General features: G+C 57.9%; 9 protein-coding genes. 8 read left to right on the top strand and 1 reads right to left on the bottom strand.

Going from position 1 to position 12,054, the window contains the following annotated elements:
- Window positions 1-17 precede the first annotated feature (17 nt).
- The 5 genes from dprA to HKD32_RS12645 all read left to right on the top strand — a co-directional run bounded on the left by dprA (window position 18) and on the right by HKD32_RS12645 (window position 7,443).
- Entirely contained in the window at window positions 18-1,205 is a 1,188-nt protein-coding gene (gene dprA, locus HKD32_RS12625) for a DNA-processing protein DprA (RefSeq protein WP_194258164.1), read from the top strand.
- Between the two features lie 20 nt (window positions 1,206-1,225).
- Complete coding sequence (topA, locus tag HKD32_RS12630; protein WP_061930524.1) at window positions 1,226-3,931, top strand: type I DNA topoisomerase; 2,706 nt, start codon at window positions 1,226-1,228, stop codon at window positions 3,929-3,931.
- A gap of 148 nt (window positions 3,932-4,079) precedes the next feature.
- A complete protein-coding gene (locus HKD32_RS12635; RefSeq protein ID WP_061930527.1) occupies window positions 4,080-5,786 on the top strand; it encodes a S41 family peptidase in 1,707 nt (568 codons plus the stop codon).
- 28 nt (window positions 5,787-5,814) lie between these two features.
- A complete protein-coding gene (locus tag HKD32_RS12640; RefSeq protein ID WP_034880894.1) occupies window positions 5,815-6,153 on the top strand; it encodes a DUF1491 family protein in 339 nt (112 codons plus the stop codon).
- Between the two features lie 141 nt (window positions 6,154-6,294).
- Window positions 6,295-7,443 (top strand): OmpA family protein, encoded by a 1,149-nt coding sequence (locus tag HKD32_RS12645; protein WP_010503656.1) that lies wholly within the window; start codon window positions 6,295-6,297, stop codon window positions 7,441-7,443.
- Between the two features lie 132 nt (window positions 7,444-7,575).
- On the opposite strand, the gene HKD32_RS12650 is transcribed toward HKD32_RS12645, so the two are convergent.
- Complete coding sequence (locus tag HKD32_RS12650; protein ID WP_061930530.1) at window positions 7,576-8,238, bottom strand: hypothetical protein; 663 nt, start codon at window positions 8,236-8,238, stop codon at window positions 7,576-7,578.
- A gap of 199 nt (window positions 8,239-8,437) precedes the next feature.
- Between HKD32_RS12650 and HKD32_RS12655 the strand changes: the two genes are divergently transcribed.
- The 3 genes from HKD32_RS12655 to HKD32_RS12665 all read left to right on the top strand — a co-directional run bounded on the left by HKD32_RS12655 (window position 8,438) and on the right by HKD32_RS12665 (window position 11,991).
- Window positions 8,438-8,998: a hypothetical protein gene (locus HKD32_RS12655; RefSeq protein ID WP_026017579.1), complete on the top strand. Its 561-nt coding sequence runs from the start codon at window positions 8,438-8,440 to the stop codon at window positions 8,996-8,998.
- Window positions 8,999-9,076: 78 nt separating this feature from the next.
- Window positions 9,077-11,092, top strand: coding sequence for a DNA topoisomerase IV subunit B (parE, locus tag HKD32_RS12660; protein WP_061930536.1), 2,016 nt, complete (start codon window positions 9,077-9,079; stop codon window positions 11,090-11,092).
- Window positions 11,093-11,094: 2 nt separating this feature from the next.
- Window positions 11,095-11,991, top strand: coding sequence for an EamA family transporter (locus HKD32_RS12665; protein WP_061930539.1), 897 nt, complete (start codon window positions 11,095-11,097; stop codon window positions 11,989-11,991).
- The last annotated feature ends 63 nt before the right edge of the window (window positions 11,992-12,054 follow it).

Consider the following 12,054-nt stretch of genomic DNA (forward strand, 5'->3'; position numbering starts at 1 on the left):
TGGGTAGGAGCGAAAACATGACGACGTTTTCCGCTCCTCCGTTCCGGATGTCTGATCAGGACCGACTCGACGCGATGCGGCTTGCCCGGACGCCTGGCGTTGGGCCGATCAATTTTTCCCGACTGCTTTGTCAGTATGGCAGTCCGACGGCAGCGGTCGAGGCGCTTCCAGAACGGATACGTCAGGCTGGACGGCTTGATCTTCCGGTTATTCCTTCTGCTGCCCAGATGGCTTCTGAAGTCGAAGCCCTGCATCGCATGGGCGGAGACGTTCTGATTCGAGGCGATGCGGACTACCCTTTGATGCTGTCTTTCATCAAGGATGCACCGCCTGTCCTGTTTGTTCAGGGTGATCCTGCCAAGCTATTGCTGCGTTCAGTTGGCATTGTTGGCGCAAGAAATGCGTCCGCAGCAGGGATTCGCATGGCGGAAAGCCTTGCTGCCGAACTGGCGGATTCGGGCATCTGTGTTGTGTCAGGTCTGGCACGCGGCATCGATTCGGCGGCTCATGAGGCGGCGCTTTATCCGGGCCTGACGACGGCTGCCGTCGCCGGAGGGCTGGATCACGTCTATCCCCCCGAAAATGCGAAGCTTCAGGCCAGCATTGCAGAACGCGGATGTCTCGTAACGGAAGCGCCGCTAGGAACGATTCCCCAAGCCAGACATTTCCCGCGCCGGAACCGGCTGATTGCGGGGATTTCGCTAGGGTGTGTGGTGGTGGAAGCGGCTCTGCACTCCGGCACGCTGATTACAGCCAGTCTGGCTCTCTCCTATGATCGGGAAGTGTACGCCGTTCCCGGCTCACCACTGGATCCACGGTCTCGTGGCGGAAATGACCTTTTACGACACGGAGCGACGCTCACGGAAAATGTGCAGGATATTCTTTCGTGCCTGCCTTCGGAACTCCCCGACCCCCTCCTTCCACCGTGGATGAAAAGTCGGCAGAGCACTGCGCTTTTCCAAGGCTTTTCAGAACCTTATGCAGCGTGGAGCATGGACGCGTCAGAGCCATGGGAAGACCCTGATCTGGTCCTTGAAAAAGTGCTCCCGCTGCTTTCTGTGATACCGGTAACAGTTGACGAGGTGGTGCGCCGCTGCCAGTTCTCCGTTTCGGCAGTACTGTCGGTGCTTACCGAGCTTGAGCTTGGAGGTGTCGTTGAGTTCGTGCCCGGCGGGCGCGTGGCGTTACAGCCGAACAGGAAGTGACGCGGAAAACCGGAGTGGCAATGACAGACGTTGTGGTAGTCGAGAGCCCGGCAAAGGCCAAGACGATCAACAAGTATCTGGGAAGCGGGTTTACCGTTCTGGCTTCCTTCGGTCACGTGCGGGATCTGCCGCCAAAGGATGGCAGCGTCCGCCCGGACGAGAACTTTGCCATGAGCTGGCAGACGGACGACCGTGGCTCCAAGCAGATCGCGGCCATCGCCAAAGCGCTCAAAGGGGCCAAGAACCTCTATCTTGCCACTGACCCGGATCGCGAAGGAGAAGCCATTTCCTGGCATGTCCGCAGTGTTCTGGAAGAAAAGAAACTTCTGAAGGGAATCGACGTCCATCGCGTCACCTTCAACGAAATCACGAAAGCCGCCGTTACGGCCGCCATGGCTGGTCCCCGTGAGTTGGACCAGCCGCTGATTGACGCCTACCTGGCCCGACGCGCGTTGGACTACCTTGTGGGCTTTACGCTGTCGCCGGTTCTTTGGCGCAAGCTGCCGGGCAGCAAGAGCGCTGGCCGTGTGCAGTCCGTAGCGTTGCGGCTGATCTGTGAGCGTGAAGCGGAGATCGAGGTCTTCCGGCCCAAGGAATACTGGACCGTCACAGGTGGCTTCAACACGCCCGCCAAGGCGGCCTTTCAGGCGCGCCTGACGCACCTCAAGGGTAACAAGCTTGACCAGTTCGATCTCAATAATGAGACACTGGCGTTTGAAGCCCGCGATATTGTGCAGGCCGGTCAGTTCACGGTCCGGTCCGTTGAACGCAAGCGGACGAAGCGGAACCCGCCCCCGCCATTCACAACCTCCACGTTGCAGCAGGAAGCCTCCCGCAAGTTGGGCATGAGCGCCCAGACAACGATGCGTACGGCCCAGCAGCTCTATGAAGGTGTGGATCTGGGCGGTGAGACGATCGGTCTCATCACCTATATGCGAACCGATGGTGTCACGATGGCCAAGGAAGCCATCGGGGCAATCCGAGGACATATCGGCAAGGCTTTCGGGGACGAATACGTTCCTGACTATCCGCGTGCCTATTCCACCAAGGCCAAGAACGCTCAGGAAGCGCATGAAGCCGTGCGCCCGACGGATGTTTTCCGGACGCCCGCACAGGTTGCTCATGCCCTGTCTCCTGAGCAGAAGCGGCTTTATGAACTGGTCTGGAAGCGCGCTGTAGCCTCCCAGATGCAGTCTGCGGAGCTGGATCAGGTCGCAGTGACGCTGGCAGATGCAAGCGGCCAGACGTTGCTGCGCGCTACAGGGTCGACAATCGCGTTTGATGGCTTCCTGAAGCTCTACATCGAGGGCCGGGACGATACGAAGTCCGAAGATGAGGATGGCAAACTTCTTCCGCCGATGAAGGAAGGGGATCGCGTCTCCACCACAGGTGTGGATGCCGAGCAGCACTTCACGCAGCCACCGCCGCGATATTCTGAAGCATCTCTCGTCAAGAAGATGGAAGAGATCGGGATCGGACGTCCCTCCACCTATGCGTCTGTTCTAGGGGTTCTGCGGGATCGCAATTACGTCCGCATGGATGCAAAGCGTTTCATGCCGGAAGATCGTGGGCGGCTGGTGACAGCGTTCCTGACGTCCTTCTTCGAACGGTACGTCGATACGGGCTTCACGGCCTCTCTCGAAGAGCAGCTTGATGACATTTCCGGCGGTCGGGCAGACTGGCACGATGTCATGGCAGCTTTCTGGCATGACTTCTCCGCGGCGGTTGCTCAAACCAAGGATCTGAAAATTTCAGACGTCATTGACGCTCTGGATGAAGATCTGGGTGCACATTTCTTCCCACCAAAGGAAGACGGGTCCGATCCTCGCGTCTGCACGTCCTGCGGAACGGGGCGTCTGGGACTGCGTCTTGGCAAGTTTGGGGCTTTTATTGGCTGTTCCAACTACCCGACCTGTCAGTTTACACGCCGTCTGATTGCGGACGATGGAGATGCTGAAGGTCTCAGCGATGGTCCCAAGATTCTGGGCCAGGACCCGGAAAGCGGTGAAGACATCACGGTTCGCCGTGGGCCGTGGGGACTATATATCCAGAAGGGTGAGCCCAACCCGGAAGACAAGAAAGCAAAACCGAAGCGGACGACCATTCCCAAGGGGCTGGATGGTAACACCATCACGCTGGAACAGGCTCTGGGACTGCTTTCCCTTCCCCGATTTGTTGGCCTTCATCCGGAGACCGGCGAGAAGATTGAGGCTGGTCTGGGCCGCTTTGGGCCTTATGTGAAGATGGGTGCGATTTACGGCACGCTGGACAAGGATGATGATGTCCTGACCGTTGGCCTGAACCGCGCTGTGGACAGTCTGGCGAAGAAGCTGGCGTCCATTCGCAATCTGGGCGCGCATCCGAAGGATGGCGAACCGGTCATGATCCGCAAGGGCCGTTTTGGCCCTTATGCACAGCATGGCCAGCTCATTGCCAACCTGCCAAAGGATCAGGGGATGGATGACGTCTCCTTGGAGGACGCCGTGGCGCTGCTTGCAGAAAAGGGGAAGCCCCTGAAAGGTGCAGCAAAAAAGAGTCCGGCCAAGAAGACCGCAGCCAAAACGACGAAAAGCAAAAAATCTGCTGCGACAGATGCAACTTCTGAGGACGCGGCGCCTAAAAAGACAACAAAGCGCGCCACGACAAAAACTTCCAAGGCCACGAAAACAACCACTTCTGCAACGAAGAAACGGAAAACGGCGGCAGACCCAGCCTCCGGGGCCTGACCTCTTTCTTCAGGAGGGTGTGACCCGGCTGCACTCTCCTGAACAATGTCTTCTGTGTGTCTTTACCGGGGCTAAAGTTTGTGGCGTGGTCTCATGATGGAAGGGCTGAAAAAGCGCTTTTGCTGACCCGCCTTCGAGGACCTCGTTCTTGCGCCACGCCGCACGCTACTTTTCCCTGTTTCTGTCGCAGTTCTGTTCAATGACGCGGCGCCGGACCCTTGCCCTTGGCCTGACAGTTCTGGCAGCGGGAACGTCTTTTCATCATGGCTGGGCGCAGGGTACAGCATCGACATCTGCGGGGGCACCTTCCACAAATCAGGCGTTCTCTACAGGAATGACCCGGGACGTTCTTTTTGCGGCTTTGGGCTTTCTTGGTCCCAGAACCCTTGAGGCTCATTCGCCGCGCGAATTCTGCATTTGGGGCTTGGATGGCCTGACAGCCATCGACCCGACGATTGCCGTAACGGACAATCCGGCAGAAGATCATGACAAGCAGCATATTCCCGAAACACTGACGATTACGCAGGGTCAAACCCTGCTTTTCAAACGAATCTTTCCTGCGGATGAAAGCCGGTCAGGCTGGTCAGACCTTGTGACTGCGGCCATGCAGTCAGCTTGGGAACACTCATCAACGATCCGCGATGCAGGGGCTGATGCGCTCCTTCAGGGATTTTTTGATGAACTATTCAACCATATGGACCCATATTCGCGGTATCTGGGCCCCACCCCAGCCATTGCTGACCGCACCAAACGGACCGGCCAGAGTGGCACTGTCGGCCTGACGCTTGGGTCAAAGGGCCATGCGATCATCGTGACGGCTGTCAATGCGAATGGACCAGCCTGGGAAGCAGGCGTGGACACGGGTCAGCGGTTGATCGCCGTGAACGGACGATCTACCCGAGGTCAGTCTCCTGAAGTTGTTCAGAGCTGGCTTGAAGGCGAAGACCGTACGTCCATTTCTCTGGCGCTCGCTTCTCATGGGCAGCAGCCTGCGACGTTGAAACTGCGTCGGGCACAGGTTCCGCCTGAGACGGTTTTTGCTTCGACGGATGGGCCCTATACCCTTCTCCGGATCACGTCTTTTTCGATCCAGACAGCCGAGGAGATCAGCCAGTACCTCGATCAGGTGGTTGAAGACGAGACGCCTGACGGACAGTCTTCTGCCAGAGCAAGAACACCCCTGAAACGGCCTGCAGGAATCATCATTGATCTGCGTGGAGATCGGGGTGGGGTGCTTCAGCAAGCCGTGACGGCAGCGGCCCTGTTCCTTGATCATGGTGTTGCAGTCACCACGCATGGACGAGATCCTCAGGCCAACCATATCTGGGCGGTTCAGGGTGGCGACATGACCAGCGGTGCACCGATTGTCATTCTGGTCGATGGGCGAACGGCCAGTGCGGCTGAAATTCTCGCGGCGGCACTTTCGGATCACCGTCGGGCTGTTGTGGTGGGAAGCGAAACTCTGGGCAAGGGGCTGGTTCAGGTCATTGGGCAAATGCCGAATGGCGGGGAACTGTTTGTTACCTGGAGTCGGAATCAGGCCCCACTTGGATGGCCCATTCAGGGGCTGGGCATCATGCCTCAGGTATGTACTTCGCGAGGGGGTGACGATCTGCATGGACAGCTTGCTGCCCTTAAGGGAGGGACGGCTCCTCAGGCTGCTGCCGTGCAAATGGCAAGAGCCGCCCGCTATCCGGTCCCAGTTTCCCGGATTCTTGACATAAGACGTCATTGTCCGGCGGCGATCGGGACGGATGCAGACATGGACACGGCGCGGTTCCTGCTGTCTTCTGCAACGGCATACAAAGCAGCCCTAGAGGCTGTTCCTGACGAGAACACCGCACCTCTGCATTAAATTTTTCAGGAATGGACGAGATATTTTCATGGGTGCACGTTTGAAAACAGGGCTTTGGGTCCGCGCCGTTATTCGTCGTATTTCCTCGGATGGAACGTCCGCCATGGTTCTGAAAAAAGGCGATGAAGACGCCGGAGCTGTTCTGATTGTTCTGCGAGACCGGGAGGACAATATTGCTGTCCTGCGGGAAAACGGCTCTGACTGGGTTCGCGCCGATGTTCAGAAATCTGGTCTGGAGGAATATCTGGAGCGTCAGCGCCGGTATGATCCAGACCTCTGGTTGATCGAGCTTGAAGTTCGGACTGTAGAGACTCCGCTGGAACGGACACTGGGGTCGCGCCGTGCCGATCTGGACGTCATGCACTGAACTGTGGGACGGAAGACACAGTGAGCAACGAACCTGCCCACTGTGAAACTTCTGCGTCAGCCATTAAGAACTGGTGCGCGTTGCCATTCCCGGCACTTTCAGCAAGAAGACTTTCAATTGGGTTGGTTGGAGAGAAATGACATGATGCAGCGATCCGTTGTCAGAACCTGGCTTGCCCGGGCCGGGCTCACTGCTGGCGTATCGATGCTGGTCATGGGGGCTGCGCAGGCCCAGCCCGTTAAGGGCCTGTATATTTCAGGTGCAGGTGGCGCGAGCTTCAATCAGGATCAGACAGTTCGTCTTTCTCCTGTTTTCCCGAGCGGTCGCGACCATTATCAGGCAGGCGTCACGGGAATCGGAAGTGTTGGCTGGGGTCTTGGAAACGGCTTCCGTGTCGAAGTTGAAGGCAATTACCGCAACAATCGCCTCCAGCAATTCCGCAGCAGCCTGTTCCCGTCTTCCGTCGGGGGACGTCAGCAGCAGTACGGCGTGATGGCCAACGCGCTGTTCGACATGGATATCGGCCAGTCCTGGGTTTATCCGTACTTCGGTGCAGGTATCGGTTACGGCTGGCAGGCCATGAACACCTATGTCCGGGCACCGAACGGCGCATTCGATCAGCATACTGGCGGCACGGCGGGCAACTTCGCCTATCAGGGCATTTTCGGTCTGTCTTTCCCGGTTCCGTGGGTTGTTGGCCTATCCGCCACGACGGAGTATCGTTTCTATTCCCTGCTCGGACCGAACGGACACCACGCGACAGCTACGGGCGTTTATGGTGGTTGGGATCACAAGCAGGCTTACGGTTATTCTGAAGGCAACCGGAATACCCGGACTGACTTCAACCACTCCCTGATGCTGGGCCTGCGTTACGAGTTCAATCCTGCTCCGCCGCCAGCCCCTCCAGCTCCTGCTCCGATCGCCGCTCCTGCGCCCGCTCCAACACGAACCTATCTCGTGTTCTTTGACTGGGATTCGGCGGCTCTGAGTGACCGCGCAAAATCTGTTGTTGCAGAGGCTGCAAAGAACTCCACCGCAACGCAGATCACGCATATTGAGGTCAACGGTTATACGGACAGCTCTGCTGCACAGCCGGGCCCACGTGGACAGGCTTATAATCTGGCTCTCTCGAAGCGTCGTGCTGAAAATGTGAAGGCAGAATTGATCCGTGACGGTGTCGCGGCTGGCCTGATCGTGACGCAGGGATACGGTGAAGCGCATCCTCTGGTCGCGACTGGCCCGAACGCCCGTGAGCCGCAGAACCGCCGTGTGGAAATCGACTTCAAGTAAACTTCTGGCCTGACCAGACGACAAAAGCCCTGCCTTTTTCTACAAAGGCAGGGCTTTTTTTATGGTGTCTTCAAAAACAGGATACAAAAAAAGCGAGGGTAGAACCCTCGCTTTTCCATAACGTCAGGCGTCTTACTTCTTGCGGCGGGCTGTCGTGTGCCGAACCGCAGTCTTCTTGGTAGAGGCTGCGGCTTTCGGCGTCGGAGCAACAACAGCAGGCTTGGCAACAACCACACCCGTTGCATCGACTGTCGCATGCACCACAAGATGCTCGCGCTTCTTGCCGCCACCCGGGATCAGTTCTGCCGTAAACGTATCCGCACCAGCGTAAGCAGTGGCTGGGGTGTAGTTGACGTAGGTACGGCCGTCATAATTGTAGAGGAAAGCCTTGCCGTGGTCCGGTGCGGGGCTCACGCCAAAGGAGGCATAGCTGCCAGTGCCAGGCTTCTGGACGGAAATTGCGCACAGGCCGTCATCGCTACGGACTGTCATGTTCACGCTCATCGTGCCGTCTGCTGCGGTGGTCACTGGCGAGACATGACAGACTGCGGAGACCTTCTGGTATCCGAAAGGATTCGGAGCCACAGAACGCTGGACAATCGGCTGCTGGGCGCAACCGGAAAGAAGCATGGAAAGGGCAAAAGCCGATCCCAGGGTAACGACGGAACCTCGCAGGCGCACGGTCAACTCCAACGCTCGTGACAGATGATGCCGCGCTTCCCGCGGCAAGACAGACGTTCGGATGTAGAACAGGACGAAGCATGGTGAAAGACTGTCAACCATCAGGAAAAGCACTTTGACGGCTTTTTATGCCCATAGAGCAATAAATTACAGTTGAGTGCGGCTGCGCCCATTTTCCGCCACGAAATTATGTTGCAGGTAAGTAGTTTGCTGAATGTTTCTCACATTGAGTTTCATCTTCCGCGGGCCGCAAGCCCGGATTATGCTGTCTGTCTGTTTCCGGCCAAATGTCCCGGCCTTGTGGAGTCTGTCGATGTCTTCGTTCTTCCGTCGTTCTTTTGTTCGTCTGGCGGGTGCTGGTCTGGCCTGCACCACACTTCTTGCTGCTCATCCGTCCTCAGCCTTTGCTGCGGAATGTGGCAATTCCCCTGCTCATGAAGCTTTCGACGTCGCCGGCCTGAAGTCCGAGCTGATGGTAACAGCCCTCTCCTGCAAAGCCCAGGACCGCTACAATGCGTTCGTCGCCAAGTTCCGTCCGGCCCTGATGGATGCGGAAACCCGTCTGGATGGCTATTTCCGCACAACTTATGGGCGTCGCGCTCAGGCTGAGCATGATGATTACATTACGCAGTTGGCCGACGTTCAGTCCCTTGGCGGCCTGAAGTCCGGTACGGTCTTCTGTGAGCAGCGTGAAGCCATGTTCGATGAAATCGATGCGCTTGAGACTGGTGCTGACCTTGCTCACTACGCTGAAGCGAAGGACGTGGCACAGCCTGCTTCCTACGAGAGCTGTGCAGCCCCTGCCACGGTTGATCGCCGTTCGCGCCATGGTGTGACGAAGAGCACCACCACGCGCCGTACGCATCGCGCCTGATCTGCGAAAACATCGTCGTTCTGCCTCATCCGGAAGCGTTCGCTTGACGTTCCGGACCGGGGCGGCGACAACGCAGACATGAGCGATCTGTTCGAGTCAGGCAAAGCAGGAAACACCAGGGCGTCCAGAAACCGTAAGGACGCTGCTGGCACAGAGTATGGCGCACAGGACATTGAAGTCCTGGAGGGGCTGGAGCCCGTACGCCGTCGCCCTGGAATGTATATCGGCGGGACGGATGATAACGCCTATCATCATCTGGCTTCCGAAATTCTCGATAACGCCATGGATGAAGCCGTGGCGGGTCATGCCAGCAGCATTGAGATGCGACTGGAAGGGCCACGCACTCTTATGGTGCGGGATAATGGTCGAGGCATCCCAACCGACCCTCACCCCAAATTTCCCAAGAAATCCGCTCTTGAAGTGATTTTCACGACGCTTCATGCGGGTGGCAAGTTCTCTGGCAAAGCCTACGACACATCTGGCGGTTTGCACGGTGTGGGCAGTTCGGTTGTCAATGCGCTTTCCGAAAAGCTGGAAGTTGAAGTCGCACGGGATCGCCTGCTGTATCGACAGGAATTCTCACGCGGTATTCCCCTTGGTCCGCTGGCTGAGGTCGGAAATGCCCCGAACCGACGCGGCACTACGGTCCGCTTCACGCCGGACCCGGAAATTTTCGGGACTATCCATTTTTCCGCCGCGCGCCTCTATCGGCTCTGCTGCTCCAAGGCGGCGCTGTTCCGTGGTGTGGCCATTCAGTGGAAGTGTGAACCAGACCTTATCAAGACCGGTGACGAAACTCCTACTGAGGCTCTGATCCAGTTCCCAAATGGGCTGGAAGATGCGCTGACAGCGGAACTGGGGCCGGACCCAGCGCTTCTGACTCCCCTTTGGGCGGGTGAAGCTGAGCTCCCCCTTGCTGCTGATGGCCGGACAGGCGGCAAGGTAGAATGGGCAGTCGCTTTCCTTGAGAGCGGCAACGCGTCTCTGGTCTCTTACTGCAACACCATCCCAACGCCGCAGGGCGGCACACACGAAGCGGGTTTCCGTGCGGCACTCGTCAAAGGCTTTCGGGCATGGGGCGATCAGCGCAAGGTCAAGCGGGCAGCAGCCATCACGGCTGAGGACGTTCTGGGATCCGTTGCGGCCAAACTATCCGTGTTCATCCGCGATCCGCAGTTTCAGGGACAGACCAAGGACAAGCTGACCAATCAGGAAGCCTCACGCCTTGTCGAGGGCGCGCTGAGGGATCGAATCGATCACTGGCTGGGTGGAAATCCCCAGCAGGCTGACAATCTTCTAGCCTTTATGATCGAGCGCGCGGAAGAACGTCTGCGCCGCCGCGAGGTCAAGGAAACGGCCCGCAAAAGTGCCACTCGCAAGCTTCGCCTTCCTGGTAAGCTGACCGACTGTACGCGGGAAAATGCCTCCGAGACGGAACTGTTCCTCGTTGAGGGCGAATCCGCCGGTGGTTCCGCACGGCAGGCGCGTGATCGTGAGACACAGGCCGTTCTTCCGCTTCGTGGCAAAATTCTCAACGTGGCGTCTGCCACGGCTGACAAGCTACGGGCGAATCAGGAACTGCGCGATCTGACGGAAGCGCTGGGGTGTGGGCTGGGATCGTCATTCGACATCAGCCGCCTGCGCTATGGTCGTGTCATCATCATGACGGATGCTGACGTAGATGGCGCACATATCGCTTCTCTGCTCATGACGTTTTTCTACCGTGAGATGCCGGAACTGATCCGTCACGGTCATCTGCATCTGGCGCAACCGCCGCTCTATCGCCTGACGCATGGCGCAAAGACGATCTATGCCATGGATGATCTGGACCGGGATCGTCGGATCAAGGCGGATTTCAAGGCCAACGCCAAGGTGGAAGTGTCCCGATTCAAAGGGTTGGGTGAGATGCCTGTGAAGGATCTCAAGGAAACCACAATGGATCCGTCCCGCCGGACTCTTTTGCGCGTTATAGCCCCGCCCGAGGATCGGGCGCTCACCAGCGAACGCGTGGAAAGTCTGATGGGACGCAAACCGGAACTTCGTTTCCGCTTCATCCAGGAACATGCCCGTTCTGTTGAAGATCTCGACGTCTGAATGTGAAGAGCGGTGTGCAATCCGTTGAAAAATACGGTCAACTCAAGGCTGTAGGGCTTTTGATCGGGGGGATTTCTTCCTTCCAGATCGGGGCCACCCTGGCCAAGGGGCTTTTCCCGTTATTCGGCCCGACCGGGATGGTGGGGCTGCGTGTCTGTATGGCGGCGCTGATCCTTCTGGCAATCTGGCGCCCCACCCGCATGACCCTGACGCCTGCGGCCTGGAAGCTCCTGCTGCCTTATGGTGCGTCCGTCGCGGTCATGAATTTCTGCTTCTACGTCGCACTTGTTCGGCTTCCGTTGGGCATCGTGGTAGCGTTGGAGTTTACTGGCCCGCTGACCCTTGCCCTGACCGGGTCGCGCCGCTGGTTGGATCTTTGCTGGGCCCTCTTTGTCATTGCCGGCCTGTATCTGCTCCTTCGCCCTGAAACAGCGGTTGTGCCGGGGACTCTGCACCACCTGGATCTGTTCGGGATCTGTGCGGCACTACTCAGCGGTTGTGGATGGATTGTCTACATCCTGACGGGGACACGAATGGGCAAAATCCTGGATGCCGGGCAGGCCACAACGCTGGGCATGACCACAGCAGGTATCCTGTTGCTCCCCTGCCTCATTCCGACAATCCCGACCGTCATTACCCATCCCTGGCAGGGAGGCGCTGCCCTGAGCGTAGCGGTTCTGTCTTCGGCTGTTCCCTATATTCTGGATATGATGGCGATGCGTCGTCTGAAGCCGAGGGATCTGGGCATCCTGCTCAGTATGGAGCCAATGCTTGGAGCTATTTCAGGCTGGATTTTCCTAGGGGAAGGTCTGTCTGCTGCACGCTGGATGGGCGTGCTGTGTATTGTGGTTGCGTCGCTCGGGAACGTGTTGACGGCCAAAAAGGTCGCTGCTCACTAACCGTCGGAGAGCAGTAAGGTGCTCTCTTCGCGAGATTGCGTTTATCCATCCGGCTTATTTGGA

This window comes from Gluconobacter japonicus (genome assembly GCF_015244665.1).
In the GTDB taxonomy this organism is placed as follows: domain Bacteria; phylum Pseudomonadota; class Alphaproteobacteria; order Acetobacterales; family Acetobacteraceae; genus Gluconobacter; species Gluconobacter japonicus.